The following is a 24,750-nucleotide window of genomic DNA, read 5'->3' as shown; positions in this document are numbered from 1 at the left end:
TACCTGCGTTCCGCATGGAAACAATCCATCACATTTGTTCGGCCTTTCACTAGGTGCACTACGGTCCCCGGTTCCGATCAGGCCCGGGGTACCTGTGCTATTTGATGAATCCTTTGTAATGCCGTTTGATCAACTGACTCTCGATCGTTTTCATCGTTTCCAGTGCGACACCGATCACGATCAGGAGCGATGTCCCACCAATCTGCACCGACGTAGGCAAATTGGCCACGGATGTGAAGAAGACAGGCAGAATCGAAACCGCAGCCAGGAACAGTGCCCCGGCCAAGGTGAGGCGATTCATGACCCTGGTCAGATAGACGGATGTGTTTTTGCCTGGTCGGATCCCTGGGATATAGCCGCCGTTCTTTTTCATCTGGTCCGCCAACTGCACCGGATTGATCTGCACGAACGTGTAGAAATAGGTGAACCCGATGATCAACAGCACATACAGAGTCATCCCCAACGGTGCGGTGTACATCAGATTGGTTCTGATCCATACCGCCACCGGATTGGTCGGCCAGAACTGAGCGATGGTGGTCGGAAACATCAACAACGACAGGGCGAAGATCACCGGAATCACGCCTGCCGCGTTGACCCGCATCGGAATGTGGGTGGATTGACCCCCGAACATCTTCCGGCCCACTACCCGTTTTGCGTATTGTACCGGTATCTTACGCACACCTTGTTGAATGAAGATCACACCGGCAACGATCAGCACCAACACGGCCACGATGATGACCATCTTGACGATCGCAAGGAAGATCTGATCACCGACATTGGCGAATTGGTGGTTGTAGATCTGCACGATTGCGCTGGGAATACCCGCCACAATACCGGCAAAGATCAGGATGGATATGCCGTTGCCGATTCCCTTGTCCGTGATCTGCTCACCCAGCCACATCAAAAATGCCGTACCCGCGGTAAGCGTCAGTGAGATCAGCGCATAGGAGGCAAAGCTCTTGTCGGGGATGAACTCAACACCCAACATGGCCGTACCGGCGCGGTCAAACCCGATCGCCAATCCGATGGACTGGATCACGGCCAGTACGATGGTGAGATACCGGGTGACTTGCGCCAGTTTGCGCCGACCCACTTCTCCTTCCTTGGCCCACTGCGCAAACTTCGGAATCACGTCCATGGTCAACAGCTGAACGATGATCGACGCCGTGATGTACGGCATGATGCCCATCGCAAAGATGGAGAATTGACTCAACGCACCACCGGAAAAGGTGTTCAGCAAGTTGAACGCACCGTGTTGCTCCAACGCTCGCAGCGCCTCAGGATTGGTGTTGGGGACCGGGATGAAGCTGCCGATCCGGAAAACGACCAGCATCAACAAGGTAAATAAGATACGACGGCGCAGATCTTCCACTCTGAAAATGTTGCCCAGGGTCTGAAACATCAGAGCACCTCCGTCGCTCCACCGGCGGCTTCGATTTTCTCCACGGCAGTGCGGGAGAATTTGTGGGCCTTCACCGTCAGCTTCACTTTCAGCTCACCGTCGCCCAGCACTTTCAAGCCGTCATGCAATTTCTTCACGATACCGGTTTCCATCAGCAACTCCGGCGTGACAACCGTGCCTTCCTCAAAACGATTCAACGTGCTGAGGTTGACCACCGCGTACTCTTTCCGGTTCGGGTTGGTAAATCCGCGTTTCGGCAAACGACGGTAAATGGGGTTTTGTCCCCCCTCAAATCCCGGACGAACACCACCGCCCGAACGCGCTTTTTGACCTTTGGTGCCCCGGCCCGCCGTTTTGCCCTGTCCGGCGGCAATTCCGCGGCCCACCCGCTTTTTCGGTCTCCGGGAACCCGGAGCAGGTTGCAGCTCATGGAGCTTCATCACTCGCACCTCCTCTTCGTCGTGTGCTCGTCGATTACTCGTCGATTTCCTTTACTTCCACCAGGTGCTTGACTTGATTGACCATCCCGCGAATGGCCGGATTGTCACTGTGAATCACGGTTTGTTCCCGTTTGCGAAGACCCAACGTGCGAAGGGTGACCCGGTGCTTTTCCGGACGGCCGATCATACTCCGTTTGAGGGTGATAGCCAGTTTCTTTGCCACGGTCATCCCTCCTTATCCTAACAGTTCCTCGACGGTTTTTCCGCGCAGGCGCGCCACGTCCTCCGGCCGTTTCAATCCTTTAAGGCCTTCCAACGTCGCCCGCACCATGTTGATCGGGTTGTTGGAGCCGATCGATTTCGTCAGGATGTCGCCTACACCGGCCACGGTCAACACGTCACGCACCGGACCGCCGGCGATCACACCCGTACCTTCGGAGGCCGGCATCAACAGGACGCGGCCGGCACCGAACTTACCGGTGATTTCATGCGGAATCGTGGTTCCCATCAGCGGGACACGGATCATATTCTTCTTCGCGTCTTCGATCCCCTTCCGGATCGCTTCCGGCACTTCAGCAGCCTTGCCGATTCCGGCGCCGACCATACCTTTGCCGTCACCGACAACGACCAGTGCGCTGAAGCTGAACCGGCGACCCCCTTTCACCACTTTGGCCACCCGGTTGATGCTGACCACTTTTTCAATCAGTTCGGTCGCAGCCGGTTCGTTTTTCATCGGTTTCCCTCCTTTGCTCAAAACTCGAGCCCTCCTTCCCGGGCACCTTCGGCCAGGGCTTTCACCCGTCCGTGATAGAGGTAACCCGCGCGGTCGAAGACCACTTTCTTGTATCCTTTTTCAATCGCCCGTTTTGCGATCAGTTCGCCGACTTTGCGGGCGGCTTCTACATTGCCGCCGTAGATCCCGAGTTCCTTGAATTCCGGATCCAAGGTGGAAGCGGAAGCCACCGTGTGACCGGCCACGTCATCGATCAATTGCGCGTAGATGTTCTTGGACGAGCGGAACACGTTCAAACGCGGACGCTCAGCCGTGCCGAACACTTTTTTCCGCACACGCAGATGACGCTTTTTCCGCTTTTGATTGCGGTCCACTTTGGTGATCACGCCGCATTCACTCCCTTCACGTTCCTAAGATTACTTACCGGTTTTCCCCTCTTTGCGCCGAATCCGTTCATCGCTGTATTTGATCCCTTTGCCTTTATACGGCTCGGGTTCGCGAATGGCGCGAATGTTGGCCGCCACGGCACCCACGAGTTGTTTGTCGATCCCTTTGACCACGATTTGGTTCTGTGCCGGGACTTCCAGCTCGATGCCTTCCCGTTGTTCCACCTCAACCGGGTGGGAGTAACCGACGTTGATGACGACCGTGTTGCCTTTTTTCTGGGCGCGGTAACCGACACCGACCAGTTCCAGGGTTTTGCTGAATCCGTTCGTCACCCCTTCGACCATGTTGGCCAAAAGGCTGCGGGTGGTTCCGTGCAACGCGCGATGATGGCGCTCATCGCTCGGCCGTTCCACCACCAGTTGGTTGTCCTCCACTTTGATTGTCATATCGGGGTGGAACGTCCGCTCCAATGTGCCTTTGGGTCCTTTCACGACCACGTGGCTTCCATTGACCGTCACTTCTACCCCGTTGGGGATGTCAATCGGTTTCTTGCCGATCCGCGACATGCGTGTTCACCTCCATTCATTTCCGCCGATATTACCACACGTAGCAGATAACTTCGCCGCCCACCTTGGCTTGACGCGCTTCTTTGTCCGTCATGACCCCTTTCGAGGTGGACAAGATCGCAATGCCGAGACCGCGCAACACCCGCGGAATTTCGTTGTGCTTCGCGTAGACGCGCAAGCCCGGTTTGCTGATCCGCTTCAGCCCGGTGATGACGCGTTCGTTGTTCTTGCCGTACTTCAGGAAGATCCGGATGATCCCTTGTTTTCCGTCCTCGATGTATTCCGCGTCGCGGATGAACCCTTCGCGCTTCAGAATTTCGCAGATCTCGCGCTTGATTTTGGAAGCGGGCACTTCCAAGCTTTCATGGCGAACCAAGTTCGCGTTGCGGATCCGTGTCAGCATGTCAGCAATCGGGTCTGTCATCACCATGCTTTTTCCCTCCTTCCACTTCCATTACCAGCTGGCTTTTTTCACGCCGGGAATCTGCCCTTTGTACGCCAATTCACGGAAGCAAATCCGGCAGAGACGGAACTTGCGCATGACGGCGTGCGGCCGTCCGCACCGCTCACACCGGGTGTAGGCGCGCACTTTGAATTTCGGTTTGCGCTTCGCTTTGGCGATCATCGATTTCTTGGCCAACGGAACCCCCCCTTTACCGTATAGTCACGTTCCCATTATTGTTTGCGAAAGGGCATACCCAATTGTGCGAGCAATTCACGGGCTTCTTCGTCCGTCTCGGCGGTGGTGACGATAATCACGTCCATCCCACGCACTTTGTCCACTTTATCATAGTCGATTTCCGGGAAAATCAGTTGCTCTTTCAAACCGAGCGTGTAGTTGCCTCGACCGTCGAAGGATTTCGGGGAAACGCCCCGGAAGTCGCGCACGCGCGGCAGCGCCACGTTGAACAATTTGTCCAGGAAGTAATACATCCGATCGCCACGCAACGTCACTTTACAACCGATCGGCATCCCTTCCCGCAATTTGAATCCTGCGATCGATTTTTTCGCCCGGGTGATCACCGGTTTCTGACCGGAAATCAAGGTGAGGTCTTCCACGGCGCCGTCCAGCACTTTCGGATTTTGCACCGCTTCACCCACACCCATGTTGATCACCACTTTTTCCACTTTCGGCACCTGCATCGGCGAGGAGTAGTTGAACTTCTTCATCAGGGCCGGGGTGATCTCTTCACGATATTTCTGTTTGAGCCTGGGTGTTGCCAACAGAGGTCCCTCCCTTCCTCAATCCGTCCGTCATTTGTCGATAATTTCGCCGGATTTTTTGGCATAGCGCACTTTTCTCAGTTTGCCGTCCTTGCCTTCCACAAACTTGTATCCGATCCGGGTCGGTTCTTTCGTTTTCGGGTCTTCCAACATCAGGTTGGAAATGTGAATCGGCGCTTCTTTTTCAATGATACCGCCTTGCGGGTTATTCGGGGTCGGACGGCTGTGTTTTTTCACCATGTTGACCCCTTCCACCAACGCGCGTTGCTCTTTCGGAAACACTTTCAATACCCGACCTTTGGTGTAGACTTTGTTTCCGTTTTTGTCCCGCGTCGGCGCTTCTTTCCCGCGCATCACGATCACGGTGTCTCCCGCTTTGATGTGCAATTTGTTCGGGCGCTTGGCGCTCATGCTCGGCACCTCCTCACGTTGCGTTGGTTGGGTTCCGCCACGCCGTCAGAGTACTTCCGGCGCCAGCGAGATGATTTTCATGAAGTCTTTTTCGCGCAATTCCCGGGCCACCGGTCCGAAAATCCGGGTACCGCGCGGGCTTTTGTCTTCCCTGATGACCACGGCGGCGTTTTCGTCAAAACGGATGTAAGAACCGTCGCTGCGGCGAGTCGGACGTACCGTACGCACCACAACAGCTTTCACGACGTCCCCTTTCTTGACAACGCCACCGGGTGTTGCCTGTTTCACGGAAGCTACGATGATGTCACCGATCCCAGCGGATTTCCGTTTCGATCCGCCCAGCACTTTGATGCACATCAGTTCTTTGGCTCCGGAGTTGTCAGCTACGCGCAGGCGGCTTTGCGGTTGAATCATCGGTTTCCCTCCTTCCCTTCGCTTCCCGAGCGTCAGATGATCACGGCTTCTTCGACGATCTCAACCAAACGCCAACGCTTCTCCTTGGAGAGCGGCCGCGTTTCCATGATTTTCACGATGTCGCCCACTTTGGCTTGGTTTTGCTCGTCATGGGCTTTGAACTTTTTGGTGTATTTCACGCGCTTGCCGTACAGCGGGTCCCGTTTGTAGGTCTCCACCGCCACGACAATCGTCTTGTCCATCTTATCGCTGACCACTTTGCCGATGCGTACTTTCCGACGATTGCGCTCGGTCATGCCTGTTTCCTCCTTTCGATCCCCAGTTCGCGCTCCCGCAAAACGGTTTTGGCGCGGGCGATGTCCTTGCGAACCTGACGGATCCGGGCCGGGTTTTCCAATTGCCCGGTCGCTTTTTGGAACCGGAGGTTAAACAGTTCTTCCTTGAGCTCACGCAGTTTTTGTTCGATTTCCGCGGTGGTCATGTCCATCAGCTCTTTCGCTTTCATTCGCTACCACCCGCTTCATTCCGTTTTACGAATTTCGTTTTGATCGGCAGTTTGTGAGCAGCCAGCCGCATCGCTTCACGTGCGACTTCTTCCGGCACACCTGCCAATTCGAACAAGATCTTGCCCGGTTTCACGACGGCCACCCATTTTTCGGGCGAACCTTTACCGCTACCCATCCGCACCTCGAGCGGTTTTTGGGTTACCGGTTTGTCCGGGAAGATTTTGATCCAGACTTTTCCGCCCCGTTTGATGTAACGGGTCATGGCGACACGGGCTGCCTCGATTTGCCGGTTGGTGATCCAAGACGGCTCCAACGCTTGCAGACCGTATTCACCAAATGCCACTTCGGTACCGCCTTTGGCCCGGCCTTTCATCCGGCCGCGATGCTCTTTGCGGTACTTGGTGCGTTTCGGCATCAGCATCGTTTATTCGCCCCCTTCCGCGTCTCCTTTTTTCTTCTTGGGAAGCACTTCACCGCGATAAATCCACACTTTCACGCCAATCCGTCCGTAGGTCGTGTGCGCTTCGGCAAAACCGTAGTCGATATCCGCACGCAAGGTGTGAAGCGGTACCGTACCTTCGCTGTAGCCTTCCGTTCGCGCGATGTCCGCACCGCCCAGACGACCGCTCACTTGAGTGCGAATCCCTTTCGCTCCGGCGCGCAAGGTACGTTGGATCGCCTGTTTCATCGCACGGCGGAAGGAAATACGACGCTCCAGTTGTTGCGCGATGTTTTCCGCCACCAAATAGGCGTCCAGTTCCGGATTTTTGATTTCGCTGATGTTGATGTGCACTTTCTTTCCGGTCAATTTGTTCAGCGCTTGGCGCAATGCCTCGACTTCCGAACCGCCCTTCCCGATCACCATCCCCGGTTTCGCGGTGTGGATGGTGATGTTGACGCGGTTGGCTGCCCGCTCAATCTCGATGCTCGAGATTGCAGCATCTTTCATCCGTTTGCGAATGAACTCCCGAATCTTGATATCCTCGTGCAACAGGTCGGCATAATCTTTCCCGGCAAACCATTTGGATTCCCAGTCACGGATGATGCCAACCCGCAAACCTACCGGGCTTACCTTTTGACCCACCGTTTCATCCCTCCTTATTTCTCAGATACGACGACCGTGATGTGGCTGGTCCGTTTGTTGATCCGGCTGGCGCGTCCCATCGCGCGCGGACGGTACCGTTTCATCGTGGGCCCTTCGTCCACGTACGCTTTTTCCACGACCAACCGCCGTACGTCCATGTTGTGATTGTGCTCAGCGTTCGCGATGGCGGACTTGAGCACTTTCTCAATGATCGGAGAAGCGGCGCGCGGGGTGAAACGCAGGATCGCCAACGCTTCCTCCACCGATTTGCCGCGGATCAAGTCGATTACCAAACGCGCTTTGCGAGGTGCAATCCGTACGTAACGAGCGACGGCTTTCGCTTGCATGTGACGACCTCCTCTCTCGCTGACCTAGCGCCTTCCTTACCGCTTCTTCGTTTTCTTGTCGTCTCCCGCATGACCGCGGAAGGTGCGGGTCGGCACGAACTCACCCAGTTTGTGCCCCACCATGTCTTCCGTGATGTACACCGGCACGTGTTTGCGTCCGTCGTGCACGGCGATCGTGTGTCCGACGAATTCCGGGAAAATGGTGGAACGACGGGACCAGGTTTTGATCACGCGCTTCTCGTTCTTTTCGTTCAGCTCCCGCACTTTTTTCAACAGATGCTCATCCGCAAAGGGCCCTTTTTTCAGGCTGCGACCCATGCATCCAACCTCCCTTCCGGTAGGTGCTTATGACCCATATAACCGTTACTTCTTGCGACGACGGATGATGTATTTGTCCGAAGGCTTGTTTTTCTTCCGCGTTTTGTAGCCCAACGTCGGTTTCCCCCACGGGGTGACCGGAGACTTCCGACCGATCGGAGCCTTACCTTCACCACCGCCGTGCGGGTGGTCGCTCGGGTTCATCACGGAACCGCGCACCGTCGGGCGTTTGCCGAGCCAACGAGCACGTCCGGCTTTCCCGATGGTGATCAGCTCGTGATCCAGGTTACCCACTTGACCGATCGTCGCGCGGCAGTTGATGTGGATCATCCGCATTTCGCCGGAGGTCAAACGCACGATGGCGTATTTGCCTTCTTTCCCCATCAATTGCGCTTGCGCACCGGCGGCACGAACCAATTGTCCGCCGCGTCCCGGTTTCAGCTCGATGTTGTGGATCACCGTACCAACCGGAATGTTGGCCAGCGGCAGCGCGTTCCCCACTTTGATGTCCGCATCGGGTCCGGACATAATCTCCTGACCCACTTTCAGGCCGTGCGGCGCCAGGATGTACCGTTTTTCACCGTCCGCATAATGAATGAGGGCGATGTTGGCCGAACGGTTCGGATCGTATTCGATTGTGGCAACGCGGCCGGGAATACCGTCTTTGTCGCGCTTGAAGTCGATGATCCGGTATTTCCGCTTGTGACCGCCGCCTTGGTGCCGGACCGTGATTTTCCCCTGGTTGTTACGGCCGGACTTTTTGGGCAAAGTAACAACAAGCGATTTTTCCGGTTTATCCGTCGTAATCTCCTCAAAGGTGGACACCGTCATTTGACGACGACCCGGAGAAGTCGGTTTAAAACGTTTGATGCCCATGCCTCATTCCCTCCTTTTCCCTGGGCTTACACTTCGAACAGTTCGATGGGCTTGCTGTCAGCCGTCAGTTTCACGATCGCTTTTTTGCGTTCAGGCGTGCGGCCGGTAAAACGACCATAGCGTTTTTTCTTGCCGCGAACACGCATCGTGTTCACTTTTTCCACTTTCACGCCGAAGATTTTTTCGACGGCTTGTTTGATCTCCGTTTTGTTGGCACGCAGATCCACTTCAAAAACGTATTTCCGCTCTTCGTTCATCTCGGTCGATTTTTCCGTGATGATCGGACGACGGATGATGTCGCGCGGGTCTTTCACCGGCTGAACACCTCCTCCACCCGGGCAACCGCGTCCCGAGTCATGATGAGCTTGTCGTGGCTCAGCACATCCAGCACGTTGATGCCATCAGCTTGGATGAACTTCACGCCGGGAATGTTGCGCGCGGACAAGGCCACGTTCTCATCGAACGCACCGCTTACGACCAGCGCTTTGCGGTCAGCGTTCAGGTTGTTGAGCACGCGTACCATTTCACGCGTTTTCGGTTGTTCCATTTTCAGATCGTCCAGCACGATCAACTCGTTGTCCTTCACTTTTGCGGACAATGCAGATTTGATGGCCAGACGACGCACTTTCTTCGGCAATTTGTAAGCGTAGCTGCGCGGAGTCGGTCCGAACACCACGCCACCGCCCACCCACAGAGGCGAACGAATGCTTCCGTGACGCGCGCGCCCGGTACCTTTTTGCCGCCAGGGTTTCCGCCCGCCGCCGCGTACGGCTGCACGGTTTTTCACCGCGTGGGTTCCCCGGCGCAGAGATGCCTGTTGCATTACAACGGCATCATGCAGAACGGCCTTGTTGGGCTCGATGCCGAAAATCGCTTCGGACAGTTCGATTTCCCCCACCTGGCTGCCGTTCATGTCGTATACTGCTACCTTGGGCATGTCGTCTCCCTCCTTCTCTGACATTCATTACCGGCTTTTTACCGCGGATTTCACGATCACGTAGCTGTTTCGCGGACCCGGAATGGACCCTTTGACCAACAGCAGGTTGTTGTCCGCGTCCACTTTCACGATTTCCAGGTTTTGAATCGTCACGCGTTCGCCGCCCATGCGTCCCGGGAGCGTTTGCCCCTTGAACACGCGGTTCGGCGCGATCGGACCCAAGGAACCGGGACCCCGATGATAACGGGAACCGTGGCTCATCGGACCGCGAGCTTGGTTGTGCCGCTTGATGGCACCGGCAAATCCTTTCCCTTTCGACGTGCCGGTGACGTCCACGATTTCCCCTTCATTGAACAAATCCACTTTGATTTCTTGGCCCAATTCGTATTCGGCCGGATTCATGCCGCGGATTTCGCGCACAAATTTTTTCGGCGTCGTGTTTGCTTTTTTCGCATGGCCGATTTCCGGCTTGTTGGCCCGATGCTCTTTTTTGTCTTCAAAGCCCAATTGAATGGCTTCGTATCCGTCGGTGGCCTCTTCTTTCTTTTGCAGAACCACGCACGGACCGGCTTGGATCACCGTAACGGGCACCACGGTACCATCGGCAGTGAACACCTGAGTCATCCCCAGTTTTTTGCCGAGAATCCCTTTCACGTCGCACACCTCCTACCACCGTGTTTCCTCTCTGATGCTGTATCACAATTTGATTTCGATATCCACGCCCGACGGCAGATCCAAACGCATCAAAGCATCCACCGTTTGCGGGGTGGGGTTGACGATGTCGATCAACCGTTTATGCGTGCGCATCTCAAATTGCTCGCGCGAGTCTTTGTACTTGTGCACCGCCCGCAGAATCGTGTAGACGGAACGCTCCGTCGGCAGCGGAATCGGACCGGATACACCGGCACCCGTCCGTTTCGCCGTATCGACGATTTTCTCCGCCGATTGATCCAGAATGCGGTGGTCGTACGCTTTGAGCCGGATGCGAATCTTTTGTTTTGCCATGGATACCCCTCCTTTTCGCCCATTTTGCAAATGGACTTCTCCGCGAAAATTTCCCGCCCCGGCCATGGCAAAGGGGCCGGGTGTGTCGGCAACCTTCCGCATCATCGCTGTCCACGACCAACATTCCCTATTATAATGAATTCACCAGACCGATGCAAGGAAAAGTGTGAGTTTTTCCCGATTCTTCTCTTTCGCGCGGTCAGCGGCTGTGATTTTCCCGTTTGTCGGGGAAGAATCACTTCCGGAAAAAGTCACCTTGTTTAGACTTGGGAATGACCGTCCACGCCATCGGCAAACCATGGGGGCGAGCGTTATCCGGAATTACTGGGCGTAAAGCGCGCGCAGGCGGCCTGTTAAGTCGGGTGTGAAAGACCACGGCTCAACCGTGGGGGTGCATCCGAAACTGGCAGCATTTGATGGTGTTGCATCGTTCCCGACTTCCCTTCGGTCCAACATTTTACACCGCTTCGAACAAAAATCACAAGGACACGAATAACGTGTGTTTGCCGGAATGAAAGACCCTGAATGAATCCAGGTTGAGGACAAAGTTCGCGGGCACCGATTTCCGTATTGGCATCCAGAATGATCGATCATGTTCCGGTTCAGATCCACAGCGGCTTTCCGCTCATAAAGAAACAAAAACCCTCCGGAAAAGTTCCCGGAGGGTTTTTCTATCCCCGCTCTGATTAGCCGAGGATTTTGGACACGGCACCGGCACCCACGGTGCGTCCACCTTCGCGGATCGCGAAACGGGTACCTTCTTCGATCGCGATCGGTGCGATCAGTTCCACTTCCATTTTGACGTTGTCACCAGGCATCACCATTTCGGTGCCTTCCGGCAGTTTGATGACGCCGGTCACGTCCGTGGTCCGGAAGTAGAACTGCGGACGATAACCGTTGAAGAACGGGGTGTGACGGCCGCCCTCTTCTTTGGTCAGAATGTAAACTTGCGCTTCGAATTTGGTGTGCGGGTTCACGCTGCCCGGTTTGGCCAACACTTGACCGCGTTCGACTTCTTTCCGGTCGACACCGCGCAGCAGGGCACCGATGTTGTCCCCGGCTTCAGCCACATCGAGCAGCTTGCGGAACATTTCCACGCCGGTAACAACCGTTTTCTTGGTTTCATCGGCCAGACCCACGATTTCCACTTCGTCGCCGACTTTAATGGTACCGCGTTCCACACGACCGGTGGCCACCGTACCACGACCGGTGATGGAGAACACGTCCTCGACCGGCATCAGGAACGGTTTGTCTTTGTCGCGTTCCGGAGTCGGGATGTACTCGTCCACGGCTTTCATCAGTTCCAGGATGGCATCGGCCCACTCGCTGTCCGGGTTTTCCAGGGCTTTCAGAGCGGAACCTTTCACAACCGGGATTTCGTCGCCCGGGAACTCGTACTCGGACAACAGGTCGCGCACTTCCATTTCCACCAGTTCAAGCAGCTCTTCGTCGTCCACCATGTCCACTTTGTTCAGGAACACAACGATGTACGGAACGCCAACCTGACGGGACAGCAGGATGTGCTCCCGGGTTTGCGGCATCGGACCGTCCGCAGCGGACACCACGAGGATGGCACCGTCCATTTGGGCCGCACCGGTGATCATGTTTTTCACGTAGTCGGCGTGACCCGGGCAGTCCACGTGCGCATAGTGACGGTTTTCGGTTTCATATTCCACGTGAGCCGTGGAGATCGTGATGCCCCGTTCTTTTTCTTCCGGAGCTTTGTCGATTTGGTCGTAAGCGGTCGCCACAGCGCCACCGGTTTTTGCCAAAACGGTGGTGATGGCGGCGGTCAACGTGGTTTTACCGTGGTCAACGTGACCGATCGTACCAATGTTGACGTGCGGTTTCGTACGCTCGAATTTGGCTTTGGCCATTTTACGTGATCCTCCTTTAAATTTGCCAAATGGTTTTTGGATGTATGTGAGAAAGTCGAGGCGAAATCATTCATAACGGTTCCGCCACTGACTTTCATGATGATACGCCGCAGGCATGTGAAATCGCCGACAATGTTCCGCGAATCACCGTCCCCCGCCCGAAGCTCCGCCGGAAGGGCCGGCGGATGAACCGCTCGTCCGGGAGACGGCTTCCGCCCTGTGATGAACGGTTGTCAACAACCGATTGATTATTTACCCGCGTTGTTCGCGATAATCTCTTCCGCGATGTTTTTCGGCACTTCTTCATAGTGGTCGAATTGCATCGTGAAGGTACCGCGCCCTTGCGTTTTGGACCGCAGGCTGGTCGCATAACCGAACATTTCGGCCAGCGGCACCATACCGCGGATCACTTGCGCGCCACCGCGCGCTTCCATGCCCTCGACGCGACCGCGGCGGGAGTTGATGTCACCCATGATGTCACCCATGTATTCCTCCGGAACGACCACTTCCACTTTCATGATCGGCTCCAGGAGAACCGGGTCACATTTGTCCTTGGCCGCTTTCAGAGCAAGAGAGCCGGCGATCTTGAAGGCCATTTCCGACGAGTCGACATCGTGGTACGAACCATCGAAGATGGTCGCCTTGATGTCCACCATCGGATATCCGGCCAACACGCCGTTTTGCATGGCTTCCTCGATCCCCGCCTGTACGGCCGGGATATATTCTTTCGGCACCACACCGCCGACGATTTTGTTTTCGAATACGAAACCGGAGCCTTCCGGCAGCGGCTCGAATTCGATCCAGACGTGACCGTATTGACCGCGTCCACCCGTTTGCCGGATGAATTTCCCTTCCACTTTGGCCGATTTGCGGAAGGTTTCTTTGTAAGCCACTTGCGGTTTGCCCACTTTGGCTTCCACTTTGAATTCGCGGCGCAGACGGTCCACGATGATGTCGAGGTGCAGCTCGCCCATACCGGAGATAATGGTTTGTCCCGTCTCTTCATCCGTATGGGTACGGAACGTCGGATCTTCCTCGGCCAGTTTGGCCAGCGCCATCGCCATCTTGTCTTGGTCCGCCTTGGATTGCGGCTCGATGGCGATCGAGATCACCGGTTCCGGGAAGACCATGGATTCCAGGATAATCGGGTGTTTCTCATCGCACAAGGTGTCCCCGGTCGTCGTGTCTTTCAGACCGACCGCGGCCGCGATGTCTCCGGCATATACGGTGCTGATCTCTTCACGGTGGTTGGCGTGCATTTGCAGAATCCGACCGATCCGCTCACGCTTGCCTTTGGTGGAGTTCAGCACGTAGGAACCGGAGTTGAGCGTACCCGAATACACCCGGAAGAAGGTGAGTTTTCCGACGTAAGGATCAGACATGATTTTGAACGCCAGTGCAGCGAACGGTTCGTTGTCGCCCGATTTCCGGGTCGCTTCCGTTCCGTCCGGCAGTTCGCCGCGAATATCCGGCACGTCCACCGGAGACGGCAGATATGCGACGACGGCATCCAGGAGCATTTGCACTCCTTTGTTTTTGTACGAGGAACCGCACAGTACCGGAGTGATTTTCACTTCACAGGTACCTTTCCGCAAAGCGGCCACGATTTCCTCTTCGGTGATTTCTTCCCCTTCGAGGTATTTCATCATCAGTTCCTCGTCAATCTCCGCGACGGCTTCCAAGAGAGCAGTGCGGTATTCTTCCGCTTTCTCCTTGTACTCGTCCGGAATCTCCCGCGCTTCCGTCTGTGTGCCCAGATCATCCAGGTAAAAGTACGCGCAGTTTTTGACGAGGTCGATGATTCCTTCGAAGGTGTCTTCAGCACCGATCGGCAATTGAATCGGTACGGCGTTGGCTTGCAGGCGATCCCGCATTTGCTCCACCGCACCGTAGAAATCGGCGCCGACGATGTCCATTTTGTTCACGTACGCGATCCGCGGTACGCCATATTTGTCAGCTTGACGCCATACAGTTTCCGATTGCGGCTCTACGCCACCCTTGGCGCAGAACACCCCAACCGCTCCGTCCAATACGCGCAGGGATCGCTCCACTTCGACCGTAAAATCCACGTGACCCGGAGTGTCGATGATGTTGATCCGGTGGCCTTTCCACTGGCAGGTCGTCGCCGCGGAGGTAATGGTGATCCCGCGTTCCTGTTCTTGCTCCATCCAGTCCATGGTGGCCGCGCCTTCGTGCACTTCCCCGATTTTGTGCACGCGGCCGGTGTAGAACAAGATCCGCTCAGTGGTCGTGGTTTTACCGGCGTCGATGTGAGCCATGATCCCGATATTCCGCGTTTTCTCCAAGGAGAACTCACGTGCCATCGGAAATGTCTCCTTTCGTGTTCAAGCAGTCCGCTTACCAGCGGTAGTGAGCAAAAGCACGGTTGGCTTCCGCCATCCGGTGCGTGTCTTCTTTCTTCTTCACAGCCGCGCCGGTGTTATTCGCCGCGTCCATGATTTCATTGGCCAGACGCTCCTGCATCGTTTTTTCGCCACGCAGGCGGGCGTAGCTGACCAACCAACGCAGCCCCAGACTCGTGCGCCGTTCCGGTTTCACTTCCACCGGCACTTGGTAGTTGGCGCCCCCAACCCGGCGGGCTTTCACTTCCAAGACCGGCATCACGTTTTTCAGGGCTTGTTCAAACACTTCCATCGGATCTTTGCCTGTACGCTCGCGAATGATATCAAACGCTTCGTACAGGATTTTTTGTGCCTTCCCCTTTTTCCCGTCATACATCAGCCGGTTGATCAAGCGCGTCACCAGTTTGCTGTTGTAAATCGGATCCGGGAGGGCATCACGGCGAGGCACTGGTCCCTTACGAGGCATGCTGATCCCTCCTTCGCATCATGTATCTGTAACCGTTACTTCTTCGGCCGTTTGGCTCCGTATTTGGAGCGGCCCTGCATCCGGTTCTGCACGCCGGCCGTATCCAACGCGCCGCGCACGATGTGGTAGCGCACACCCGGCAGGTCTTTCACCCGTCCGCCGCGCACCAACACGACGGAGTGCTCTTGCAGGTTATGACCGATTCCCGGAATGTAGGCGGTCACTTCAATGCCGTTGGTCAAGCGCACACGGGCGTATTTCCGCAGCGCCGAGTTCGGCTTTTTCGGGGTCATGGTTCCCACACGGGTGCAAACGCCCCGTTTTTGCGGAGAGCTTTGCTTGATCAACTCTTTGCGGAAGCTGTTGTAGCCGTATTGCAGCGCCGGAGATTTGGATTTGGTTTTTTTCTGCTTCCGACCTTTCCGTACCAGTTGGTTAATCGTGGGCATCCTGGTCCACCTCCTCTTGATTCGGTGTTTCGCAAGACCACAGAGCCGGGCGGCTCATTAAAAAGCAAGGAATACGAACGACTTTTACATGCATGATTGGACCGCGTTCCGTGCCATTGCCGGTACGCGGTCATCTATCTTGTCGTTCCTTATTTACTTCAGGATCGCAACCGCGGCTGCGCCAACTTCGATTCCGCATGCTTTTCCGAGTTCACGCATGGAATCGACATGAGCAACGGCGATACCCCGATCGCGGCACATCGAGATGATGGGTGCCGTCACCTTGTCGTCGGCATCCTTCGCCACGATCACCTCTTGTGCCTTTCCTTGCTCGATCGCTTTTTTGGTCTGCTTGGTACCGATCACCATGTTGGTCGCTTGTTTCACTTTTTCATAAAGCACTAGAAAGCCCTCCAAAGTGAAATTTACCAAGCACACGGAGATATATTACCACCTTGATCAGAGGATGTCAATAAGGTATGGGGCGGGCGATTTTCCCACATGGGGCGCCCGAGTCCACCCGGGCGTGTCCGGGGACCGATTCAGCAAGTTCCACGAACAGCCGCCTTCCTCCACCGCTTTGAGAGCGCCGCTCAGAGGAAATTCCCGCGAATCGACTGCGGTGTTTTCCGATTCCCTCGACCGGGCTTGGCGAATCGCTCTTCCGGGAAACGTTGCATCCTGATCCATGTACCAGACACGCCCCAGAGCGGCTCAGGTGAGAGAGGGCTTCTCGCCCTCTCACTGTTTCCGCCAACCTCGCCTTCTTGCCCCCATCTCCACAAGCGAAAGGTCCGCTCCCGGGGATGGAGGTGATCCTGCCAACGCATCCCCGGCATCACTCAGTCAACCGTGACGGCTTCCTTCGACCCTGCGCCTTCTTCGGCGCCCTGACCTTTGATGTTCAATTTCAAGGAACGATAACGGGCCATACCGGTACCCGCCGGGATCAGCTTCCCGATGATCACGTTCTCCTTCAGACCGAGCAAACGGTCCACTTTGCCCTTGATGGCCGCGTCCGTCAACACGCGGGTCGTCTCCTGGAACGAAGCCGCCGACAGGAACGATTCGGTTTCCAGCGACGCTTTCGTGATTCCCAAGAGAACCGGCCGCGCAACAGCAGGTTCACCGCCGTTCAACAAGGCTTTTTTGTTGGCTTCTTCGTATTCGTGCAGATCCACGTACGAACCCGGCAAAAGGTCGGTGTCACCGGCATCGGTGATGCGCACCTTGCGCAACATCTGCCGGATCATCACTTCCACGTGCTTGTCGTTGATCTCCACGCCCTGCATCCGGTATACCTTTTGCACCTCGGACAGCAGGTATTCCTGCACGCCCCGCACACCGCGAATCCGGAGCAGATCTTTCGGATCAACGGAGCCTTCCGTCAGCACGTCGCCCGCCTGCACGGTATCGCCAACGGCCACGGAGACACGGGAACCGTACGGCACTTGATACACTTTGGTCTCCACGTCGCCTTTGATCTCGATTTCGCGGCGATCCTTCACCTCGCGGATGTCCACGACTTCCCCGTCGATTTCGGTAATGACGGCTTGCCCTTTCGGATTGCGCGCTTCAAACAGCTCTTGAATCCGCGGCAAACCTTGGGTGATGTCGTCGCCGGCCACACCGCCGGTGTGGAAAGTCCGCATCGTCAACTGGGTACCCGGTTCCCCGATCGACTGGGCCGCGATGATCCCGACCGCTTCGCCGATCTCCACCTGCGTGCCCAGTGCCAGGTTGCGACCGTAACAACGTTTGCAGACACCATGGTTGGTGCGGCAGGTGAGTACCGAGCGGATTTCCACTTCCTTGATACCGGCCTCGACGATCTTGTTGGCGATCACTTCGTCGATCATCTGGTTGCGCTCGACGATCACTTCGCCCGTTTCCGGATGACGGATCGTTTTGAACGCCAACCGGCCGACGATCCGGTCGTACAGCTCCTCGATCACTTCGTTGCCTTCCTGAATCGTGCGCACGGTCAGGCCTTTGTCCGTACCGCAGTCCTCTTCGCGAACGATGACGTCCTGCGCCACGTCGACCAAACGGCGGGTGAGGTATCCCGAGTCCGCGGTCCGAAGCGCCGTATCCGCCAATCCTTTCCGCGCTCCGTGGGTGGAGATGAAGTACTCCAACACGGTCAAGCCTTCGCGGAAGTTGGATTTGATGGGCAACTCGATGATCCGGCCCGACGGGTTGGCCATCAGCCCCCGCATCCCGGCGAGCTGGGTAATCTGGGAGACGTTCCCCCGCGCACCCGAGTTGGCCATCATGTAGATCGGGTTGAATTTACCAAGCTTCTTCATCAGGATCTTCGTAATGTCGTCCTTGGCTTGGCTCCAGATCGAAATGACCCGGTTATAGCGCTCTTCATCCGTAATCAAACCGCGGCGGTACTGCTTCAGCACGGCCTGTACCTTTTCTTCCGCTTCTTTCAGGATATCCTGCTTCTCTTCCGGCACCACCACGTCGGACACCGCCATCGTGATCCCGGCCTTGGTCGAATAGTTGAATCCGAGTTCCTTGATGTTGTCCAGGATGATCGCGGTTTGCGTCGTGCCGAACCGGCGGAAGCACTCGGCGATGAGCGTGCCGAGGTACCCTTTCTTCACCGCACCCGGGTCCGGGAGTTGCCGGATGAACTCCGGAATGTTGACGCCTTTTTCGAAGATGAAGTACCGATCCGGCGTCCCATTCAGGTTTTCTTTGGTCGGTTCGTTGATGTACGGGAACTCTTTCGGGAAAATCTCGTTGAAAATGATCTTCCCTACCGTCGTCACCAACAAGGCGTTTTGTTGTTTTTCCGTGAAGGACGTTTTGTTCAGGCTTCGCGCCGGAATCGCGATCCGCGAATGCAGGGTGACATACCCTTGTTGATAGGCATTGATCGCTTCACCCGGCGTGGCGAAGACGCGGCCTTCGCCCTTTTCGCCTTCTTTTTCGAGCGTAAGGTAATACGACCCCAACACCATATCCTGCGACGGCGTGACAACCGGTTTTCCGTCTTTGGGGTTCAGGATGTTCTGCGCCGCCAGCATCAGGATGCGCGCCTCCGCTTGCGCTTCCGCGGACAGAGGTACGTGTACGGCCATCTGGTCCCCGTCGAAGTCAGCGTTGTACGCCGTACAGACGAGCGGATGCAGTTTGATGGCGCGCCCTTCGACCAAGACCGGCTCAAACGCCTGAATTCCCAACCGGTGCAACGTCGGCGCCCGGTTCAACAGGACGGGATGCTCCTTGATCACTTCCTCCAGAACGTCCCACACTTCCGGATGAACGCGCTCCACTTTTCGTTTCGCGCTTTTGATGTTGTGAGCCAGCCCTTTGGCCACCAACTCTTTCATCACGAACGGTTTGAACAGCTCCAGCGCCATTTCCTTCGGCAGGCCGCACTGATACATTTTCAGATTGGGGCCCACCACGATCACGGAACGGCCGGAGTAGTCCACCCGTTTTCCGAGCAGGTTTTGACGGAACCGTCCTTGTTTCCCTTTCAGCATGTGCGAAAGGGATTTGAGCGGCCGGTTACCCGGGCCGGTCACCGGACGGCCGCGGCGTCCGTTGTCGATCAGCGCATCAACGGCCTCTTGGAGCATCCGTTTCTCGTTTTGCACGATGATGTCCGGCGCACCCAGATCCAACAGCCGTTTCAGCCGGTTGTTCCGGTTGATCACGCGGCGGTACAGGTCGTTCAGATCGGACGTGGCGAAACGTCCGCCGTCCAGCTGGACCATCGGCCGCAATTCCGGCGGAATGACCGGCAACACGTCGAGAATCATCCACTCCGGCCGGTTACCGGAGTTGCGGAACGCCTCCAGCACTTCCAGCCGCTTGATCGCCCGGTTGCGGCGTTGTCCTTGCGCCGTTTGAATTTCTTCCTTCAGTGCTTCGACCTCTTTGTCCAAATCGATCTCCTGCAGGAGGCGCTTGATCGCTTCCGCCCCCATCATCGCCGTGAAGGCGTTGCCGTACTTCTCGCGATACGCACGGTACTCCTTTTCGGAAAGCAATTGCTTTTTCTCCAGCGGTGTCGGTCCCGGATCCACCACCACGTAGGAGGCGAAATAAATCACTTCCTCCAATGCGCGGGGCGACATGTCCAGCACCAACCCCATGCGGCTGGGAATCCCCTTGAAGTACCAAATGTGGGAGACGGGTGCGGCGAGCTCGATATGTCCCATCCGCTCACGCCGCACTTTGGACCGCGTCACTTCCACACCGCATCGATCACAGACGACACCTTTGTACCGGACGCGTTTGTATTTACCGCAATGACACTCCCAGTCCTTGGTCGGACCGAAGATTTTCTCGCAGAACAACCCTTCCTTCTCGGGCTTCAGCGTCCGGTAGTTGATCGTTTCCGGCTTCTTTACCTCACCACGAGACCAGGAGCGAATTTTATCCGGAGAGGCCAGGCCGATTTTCATGAATTCAAAGTTGTTGACATCGAGCACAGGGCATTCCTCCCTCAGGATCATCCCATATCACGCCGGATTTTTCCGCTCAAACCCACGGGATTCGGCGCGCTCACGACGACGAAGACTTCTTCTCGTCTTCCCCGCTGTCCAGATCGAATCCCAGCCTGTCGTTCGCTGGCTCATCTTCCTCATCGATCTCCCGAATCTCGATTTCCTGCTCGTCTCCCGACAGGATCTTGACGTCCATGCCGAGACTTTGCAGTTCCTTGATCAACACCTTGAACGATTCAGGCACACCGGGCTCCGGTACGTTCTCTCCCTTGACGATCGATTCGTAGGTTTTGACGCGGCCAACCACGTCGTCCGATTTGACCGTCAGTATCTCCTGCAACGTGTAGGCGGCACCGTAAGCTTCGAGCGCCCACACCTCCATCTCTCCGAAACGCTGACCGCCGAACTGCGCCTTCCCGCCCAGCGGTTGTTGCGTGACCAGCGAGTACGGACCGGTCGAACGCGCGTGAATCTTGTCGTCCACCATGTGGGCCAGCTTGATCATGTACATCACGCCCACGGTGACACGGTTTTCAAACGGTTCACCCGTGCGCCCGTCATACAGGATGGTTTTCCCGTCCTCGGGCAAGCCCGCTTCTTTCAGCGTTTCGAACACATCCTGCTCCGTCGCGCCATCGAATACCGGTGTTGCCATGTGCAGGCCCATCGCTTTGGCCGCCATTCCCAGGTGCACTTCCAACACCTGACCGATGTTCATCCGCGACGGCACGCCGAGCGGGTTCAAAACGACCTCCACCGGGGTGCCGTCCGGCAAGAACGGCATATCTTCCTCCGGCAGAACGCGGGCGATAACCCCTTTGTTTCCGTGACGTCCCGCCATTTTGTCCCCTTCGGAAATCTTCCGCTTCTGCGCAATGTAGACGCGCACCAATTGGTTGACCCCCGGCGGCAACTCGTCGCCGTTTTCGCGGGTGAAGACCTTGACGTCAACAACGATCCCGTCCGTGCCGTGCGGCACGCGCAGGGACGTATCCCGCACCTCACGGGCCTTTTCCCCGAAGATGGCGTGGAGCAGCCGCTCTTCCGCCGTCAGTTCGGTCACACCTTTGGGGGTTACTTTTCCGACAAGGATATCCCCCGCTTTGATTTCCGCCCCGATGCGGATGATGCCGCGCTCATCCAAATTTTTGAGCGCATCTTCCCCGACGTTGGGAATGTCGCGGGTGATTTCTTCCGGCCCCAGTTTGGTGTCACGGGCTTCACACTCGTATTCCTCAATGTGAATGGAGGTGTAGACGTCCTCCTTCACCAGTTTCTCGCTGAGCAAAATGGCGTCTTCGTAGTTGTACCCTTCCCATGTCATAAAGGCGACCAACACGTTGCGGCCCAACGCCAGTTCCCCTTGTTCGGTGGAAGGGCCGTCGGCCAGCGTGTCGCCTTTTTGCACGCGGTCGCCCACCTTGACGATCGGGCGCTGGTTGATGCAGGTCCCTTGGTTGGAACGCTGGAACTTGATCAGCTTGTATTTGTCCAGGTCGCCTTTCACCAGCTTGCCGTCCACTTCCTCTTCATGACGGACCCAGATTTCGTCCGCGGTGACCCGTTCAACGACACCCGGACGCTTCGCCAGAACCATCACACCCGAGTCGCGGGCGGCTTTGTATTCCATTCCCGTACCGATGAACGGCGCTTCCGGCTTCAACAGCGGCACGGCTTGACGCTGCATGTTGGACCCCATCAGCGCACGGTTGGAGTCGTCGTTCTCCAGGAACGGAATGCACGCCGTCGCGACGGAGACCACCTGTTTGGGCGATACGTCCATGAAATCGACCCGCTCGCGGGGAACGGTCAAAATTTCATCCTTGTAACGGACGACGATCTGATCGTTGACGAACCGACCTTCTTCATCCAATTCCGCGTTGGCCTGTGCAATGTAGTAATTGTCCTCTTCGTCGGCCGTCAGATACACGATCTCGTCGGTGACCACGTGCGTATCCGGATCCACTTTGCGGTAGGGCGTTTCGATAAACCCGTATTCGTTCACCCGTGCGTAGGTAGACAACGAGTTGATCAGCCCGATGTTGGGACCCTCCGGCGTTTCGATCGGACACATCCGGCCATAGTGCGAGTGGTGAACGTCCCGCACTTCGAAACCGGCACGCTCCCGCGTCAAACCACCCGGTCCCAGCGCGGACAGACGCCGTTTGTGCGTCAGTTCAGCCAACGGGTTGGTCTGGTCCATGAATTGCGACAACTGGCTGCTGCCGAAGAATTCCTTGATCGATGCAATCACAGGACGGATGTTGATCAAGGCCTGCGGTGTAATGGCATTGGCATCCTGAATCGACATCCGCTCGCGTACCACCCGTTCCATCCGGGACAAACCGATTCGGAACTGGTTTTGCAGCAGTTCGCCAACGGAACGCAAACGCCGGTTCCCCAGGTGGTCGATATCGTCCGTACTGCCCACGCCGTGGAGCAGGTTGATAAAGTAGTTGATTGAGGCGACGATATCGGCCGGGGTGATATGTTTCACCGAAGAATCGACGTTTCCGTTGGAGATGACCTTGATCACCTTACCGTCTTCCACGGGAGAGAAGATCTTGACCGATTGCAGTCGGATCGTCCCGTCCTCCGGCACACCGCCGCGAACGTTGTGTTCCTCCCAACCGAGACCGTCTTCTTTCTCCAGAAGCGGCAAAATTTTGTTGAGAACACGACGGTCGATCACCTGTCCGGCTTCCGCGATGATTTCACCGGTTTCGGGATCGACGATCGGCTCCGCCAACCGTTGGTTGAGGAGGCGATTTTTGATGTGCAACTTCTTGTTCATCTTGTAGCGACCCACGCTCGCCAAATCATAGCGTTTGGGGTCAAAGAAGCGGGAATACAAGAGGCTTCTGGCATTGTCCGCAGTCGGAGGTTCACCCGGACGCAAGCGTTCGTAGATTTCGATCAGCGCTTTTTCCGTTGAACCGGTGTTGTCTTTGTCCAACGTATTGCGTACATATTCGTCATCGCCCAGGAGTTCCAAAATCTCGGCGTCGGTGCTGAAACCGAGGGCACGCAAAAGCACCGTCACAGGGATCTTCCGGGTACGGTCGATCCGAACGTAAAGGATGTCTTTGGCGTCGGTTTCGTACTCCAGCCAAGCACCACGATTTGGAATCACTGTGGCGGTGTATGCAGGTTTTCCGTTTTTATCCACTTTGGTGCTGTAGTAGACACTCGGCGAACGGACCAGCTGGCTGACGATCACCCGTTCGGCCCCGTTGATAATGAACGTTCCCGTTTCCGTCATGAGCGGGAAATCGCCCATGAACACTTCCTGCTCCTTCACTTCGCCCGTCTCCTTGTTGATGAGACGCACTTTCACGCGAAGCGGAGCAGCATAAGTAACATCCCGTTCCTTGCACTCTTCGACCGAATACTTGGGCTCACCCAGACTGTAGTCAATAAACTCCAAGACCAAGTTTCCGGTGAAATCTTCGATCGGCGAGATGTCCTGGAACATTTCGCGCAGTCCCTCTTCCAAGAACCACTGGTACGACCGTTGCTGAATCTCAATCAGGTTGGGCAGTTCCAGAACCTCGTTGATCCTCGCATAACTTCTGCGCTGTCGCCGACCATATTGGACAAGTTTACCTGCCAAGCAAGTTCCCCCCTCGTACCCAGTCGATTGACGCGCGAATCAAACTGCAAAAAAAGAAAATGGGCGAGGACACCTCATTTTTCCAGCTGCTAAGCGTCTATTTACCTATGTTAACCAATTACTAGCGCCATTAAACTGCTTGAAGGAAAAATTCCCTCGTACGCCTAAAAAAAGGTATACTACGCCCGACTAGTTTATTAGCATTTTATAACGATATCATAGACAGGATATTGTGTCAATACTCTCTTCCCTGTTCAGCTCGGAGAATCCAATATCCCTTTTTCTGTTTCGCCACATCCACCGATGCGAACAACCGGTTCAACTCGTCGCGCGCGGAAGCCGCCCCCTGTTTCTTGCGGATGACGACCCACAACGTTCCGCTCGGTTTCAGATGATCCCTCGCTTCCGCAAACAGTCGGTACACCACCTGTTTGCCCGCACGAATCGGCGGATTGATCAGCACGGCGTCAAAACGGCGTTCCCCCGCCGCCTCAAACCCGTCACTGACGAGAGCCGTAACGCGGTCGGCCACACCGTTGATCTCCGCATTTTTCCGTGCCAGCGTCACTGCACGCGCATTGACATCCATCAAAACGGCCCGACTGTCCGGCACGGTCGCGACCACCGCGATCCCAATCGGTCCGTATCCGCATCCGACGTCGGCAAACACGCCTGCGTCCGGCAACGCTGCCGTCTCGATCAACAGGCGGCTGCCAAAATCAACCCCCTTTTTTGAGAAGACACCGGCATCCGTCAGAAATCGAAATGCCCGTCCGCGCAGTTGGGCGTGTATCTCCCGCACATCGTGAGCGGTATCCGGTTGTGAACTGTAGTAATGTTCGGTCATGTGACGTTCCTCC

At 56.2% G+C, this 24,750-nt stretch carries 30 protein-coding genes; all 30 read right to left on the bottom strand.

Going from position 1 to position 24,750, the window contains the following annotated elements:
• Nucleotides 1-97 precede the first annotated feature (97 nt).
• The 30 genes from secY to JQC72_RS06975 all read right to left on the bottom strand — a co-directional run bounded on the left by secY (nt 98) and on the right by JQC72_RS06975 (nt 24,737).
• Nucleotides 98-1,402: a preprotein translocase subunit SecY gene (gene secY, locus JQC72_RS07120; protein WP_205494202.1), complete on the bottom strand. Its 1,305-nt coding sequence runs from the start codon at nt 1,400-1,402 to the stop codon at nt 98-100.
• Nucleotides 1,402-1,842 carry a 50S ribosomal protein L15 gene (gene rplO, locus JQC72_RS07115; RefSeq protein ID WP_205494200.1) on the bottom strand — a complete coding sequence of 147 codons (441 nt, stop codon included), beginning with the start codon at nt 1,840-1,842 and terminating at the stop codon, nt 1,402-1,404. The genes secY and rplO overlap by 1 nt, the downstream gene beginning before the upstream one ends.
• 34 nt (nt 1,843-1,876) lie before the next feature.
• The gene (gene rpmD / locus JQC72_RS07110) at nt 1,877-2,065 is read right to left on the bottom strand and encodes a 50S ribosomal protein L30 (RefSeq protein ID WP_205494198.1); all 189 of its coding nucleotides are present in this window, start codon (nt 2,063-2,065) and stop codon (nt 1,877-1,879) included.
• Between the two features lie 12 nt (nt 2,066-2,077).
• Nucleotides 2,078-2,575: a 30S ribosomal protein S5 gene (rpsE, locus tag JQC72_RS07105; protein WP_205494196.1), complete on the bottom strand. Its 498-nt coding sequence runs from the start codon at nt 2,573-2,575 to the stop codon at nt 2,078-2,080.
• Between the two features lie 17 nt (nt 2,576-2,592).
• Nucleotides 2,593-2,961 (bottom strand): 50S ribosomal protein L18, encoded by a 369-nt coding sequence (gene rplR, locus JQC72_RS07100; protein ID WP_205494194.1) that lies wholly within the window; start codon nt 2,959-2,961, stop codon nt 2,593-2,595.
• A 30-nt stretch (nt 2,962-2,991) separates the two neighbouring features.
• Complete coding sequence (gene rplF, locus JQC72_RS07095) at nt 2,992-3,528, bottom strand: 50S ribosomal protein L6 (protein ID WP_205494192.1); 537 nt, start codon at nt 3,526-3,528, stop codon at nt 2,992-2,994.
• Between the two features lie 31 nt (nt 3,529-3,559).
• Entirely contained in the window at nt 3,560-3,958 is a 399-nt protein-coding gene (rpsH, locus tag JQC72_RS07090; RefSeq protein WP_205494190.1) for a 30S ribosomal protein S8, read from the bottom strand.
• 24 nt (nt 3,959-3,982) lie between these two features.
• Nucleotides 3,983-4,168, bottom strand: coding sequence for a type Z 30S ribosomal protein S14 (locus tag JQC72_RS07085; protein WP_205494188.1), 186 nt, complete (start codon nt 4,166-4,168; stop codon nt 3,983-3,985).
• A gap of 35 nt (nt 4,169-4,203) precedes the next feature.
• Entirely contained in the window at nt 4,204-4,752 is a 549-nt protein-coding gene (gene rplE, locus JQC72_RS07080; RefSeq protein WP_205494186.1) for a 50S ribosomal protein L5, read from the bottom strand.
• Between the two features lie 30 nt (nt 4,753-4,782).
• The gene (gene rplX / locus JQC72_RS07075; protein ID WP_205494277.1) at nt 4,783-5,139 is read right to left on the bottom strand and encodes a 50S ribosomal protein L24; all 357 of its coding nucleotides are present in this window, start codon (nt 5,137-5,139) and stop codon (nt 4,783-4,785) included.
• Nucleotides 5,140-5,208: 69 nt separating this feature from the next.
• Nucleotides 5,209-5,577: a 50S ribosomal protein L14 gene (gene rplN, locus JQC72_RS07070; RefSeq protein ID WP_205494184.1), complete on the bottom strand. Its 369-nt coding sequence runs from the start codon at nt 5,575-5,577 to the stop codon at nt 5,209-5,211.
• 32 nt (nt 5,578-5,609) lie between these two features.
• Nucleotides 5,610-5,873 (bottom strand): 30S ribosomal protein S17, encoded by a 264-nt coding sequence (gene rpsQ / locus JQC72_RS07065; protein ID WP_205494182.1) that lies wholly within the window; start codon nt 5,871-5,873, stop codon nt 5,610-5,612.
• Nucleotides 5,870-6,082, bottom strand: coding sequence for a 50S ribosomal protein L29 (gene rpmC / locus JQC72_RS07060; protein ID WP_205494174.1), 213 nt, complete (start codon nt 6,080-6,082; stop codon nt 5,870-5,872). The genes rpsQ and rpmC overlap by 4 nt, the downstream gene beginning before the upstream one ends.
• Nucleotides 6,079-6,504: a 50S ribosomal protein L16 gene (rplP, locus tag JQC72_RS07055; protein WP_205494172.1), complete on the bottom strand. Its 426-nt coding sequence runs from the start codon at nt 6,502-6,504 to the stop codon at nt 6,079-6,081. Before rplP ends, rpmC begins: the two co-directional genes overlap by 4 nt.
• Nucleotides 6,505-6,507: 3 nt before the next feature.
• Nucleotides 6,508-7,167, bottom strand: coding sequence for a 30S ribosomal protein S3 (gene rpsC, locus JQC72_RS07050; protein ID WP_205494163.1), 660 nt, complete (start codon nt 7,165-7,167; stop codon nt 6,508-6,510).
• 14 nt (nt 7,168-7,181) lie between these two features.
• Nucleotides 7,182-7,514: a 50S ribosomal protein L22 gene (gene rplV, locus JQC72_RS07045; RefSeq protein WP_205494161.1), complete on the bottom strand. Its 333-nt coding sequence runs from the start codon at nt 7,512-7,514 to the stop codon at nt 7,182-7,184.
• 36 nt (nt 7,515-7,550) lie between these two features.
• Complete coding sequence (rpsS, locus tag JQC72_RS07040; RefSeq protein ID WP_205494156.1) at nt 7,551-7,832, bottom strand: 30S ribosomal protein S19; 282 nt, start codon at nt 7,830-7,832, stop codon at nt 7,551-7,553.
• Between the two features lie 45 nt (nt 7,833-7,877).
• Nucleotides 7,878-8,708, bottom strand: coding sequence for a 50S ribosomal protein L2 (gene rplB, locus JQC72_RS07035; protein ID WP_205494154.1), 831 nt, complete (start codon nt 8,706-8,708; stop codon nt 7,878-7,880).
• A 26-nt stretch (nt 8,709-8,734) separates the two neighbouring features.
• Nucleotides 8,735-9,022, bottom strand: a complete 288-nt coding sequence (rplW, locus tag JQC72_RS07030) for a 50S ribosomal protein L23 (protein ID WP_205494152.1) — start codon at nt 9,020-9,022, stop codon at nt 8,735-8,737.
• Entirely contained in the window at nt 9,019-9,645 is a 627-nt protein-coding gene (gene rplD / locus JQC72_RS07025) for a 50S ribosomal protein L4 (protein ID WP_205494150.1), read from the bottom strand. The genes rplW and rplD overlap by 4 nt, the downstream gene beginning before the upstream one ends.
• A gap of 27 nt (nt 9,646-9,672) precedes the next feature.
• The gene (gene rplC / locus JQC72_RS07020; RefSeq protein ID WP_205494148.1) at nt 9,673-10,299 is read right to left on the bottom strand and encodes a 50S ribosomal protein L3; all 627 of its coding nucleotides are present in this window, start codon (nt 10,297-10,299) and stop codon (nt 9,673-9,675) included.
• Nucleotides 10,300-10,341: 42 nt separating this feature from the next.
• Complete coding sequence (gene rpsJ / locus JQC72_RS07015) at nt 10,342-10,650, bottom strand: 30S ribosomal protein S10 (protein ID WP_205494146.1); 309 nt, start codon at nt 10,648-10,650, stop codon at nt 10,342-10,344.
• Between the two features lie 686 nt (nt 10,651-11,336).
• Complete coding sequence (gene tuf, locus JQC72_RS07010; RefSeq protein WP_205494145.1) at nt 11,337-12,527, bottom strand: elongation factor Tu; 1,191 nt, start codon at nt 12,525-12,527, stop codon at nt 11,337-11,339.
• A 248-nt stretch (nt 12,528-12,775) separates the two neighbouring features.
• Nucleotides 12,776-14,851, bottom strand: coding sequence for an elongation factor G (gene fusA, locus JQC72_RS07005; RefSeq protein WP_205494144.1), 2,076 nt, complete (start codon nt 14,849-14,851; stop codon nt 12,776-12,778).
• Between the two features lie 34 nt (nt 14,852-14,885).
• Complete coding sequence (gene rpsG / locus JQC72_RS07000) at nt 14,886-15,356, bottom strand: 30S ribosomal protein S7 (RefSeq protein ID WP_205494143.1); 471 nt, start codon at nt 15,354-15,356, stop codon at nt 14,886-14,888.
• 35 nt (nt 15,357-15,391) lie between these two features.
• Nucleotides 15,392-15,805 (bottom strand): 30S ribosomal protein S12, encoded by a 414-nt coding sequence (gene rpsL / locus JQC72_RS06995; RefSeq protein ID WP_205494130.1) that lies wholly within the window; start codon nt 15,803-15,805, stop codon nt 15,392-15,394.
• Nucleotides 15,806-15,958: 153 nt separating this feature from the next.
• Nucleotides 15,959-16,207, bottom strand: coding sequence for a 50S ribosomal protein L7ae-like protein (locus JQC72_RS06990; RefSeq protein WP_205494128.1), 249 nt, complete (start codon nt 16,205-16,207; stop codon nt 15,959-15,961).
• Between the two features lie 440 nt (nt 16,208-16,647).
• Nucleotides 16,648-20,262 (bottom strand): DNA-directed RNA polymerase subunit beta', encoded by a 3,615-nt coding sequence (gene rpoC, locus JQC72_RS06985; RefSeq protein WP_205494126.1) that lies wholly within the window; start codon nt 20,260-20,262, stop codon nt 16,648-16,650.
• Nucleotides 20,263-20,335: 73 nt separating this feature from the next.
• Entirely contained in the window at nt 20,336-23,890 is a 3,555-nt protein-coding gene (rpoB, locus tag JQC72_RS06980) for a DNA-directed RNA polymerase subunit beta (protein ID WP_205494124.1), read from the bottom strand.
• 235 nt (nt 23,891-24,125) lie between these two features.
• Nucleotides 24,126-24,737 (bottom strand): class I SAM-dependent methyltransferase, encoded by a 612-nt coding sequence (locus JQC72_RS06975; protein ID WP_205494121.1) that lies wholly within the window; start codon nt 24,735-24,737, stop codon nt 24,126-24,128.
• Nucleotides 24,738-24,750 lie beyond the last annotated feature (13 nt).

The sequence above is a fragment of the Polycladomyces zharkentensis genome (assembly GCF_016938855.1).
Lineage (GTDB): Bacteria > Bacillota > Bacilli > Thermoactinomycetales > JIR-001 > Polycladomyces > Polycladomyces zharkentensis.
This window is presented reverse-complemented; position numbering and strand designations above follow the sequence as displayed.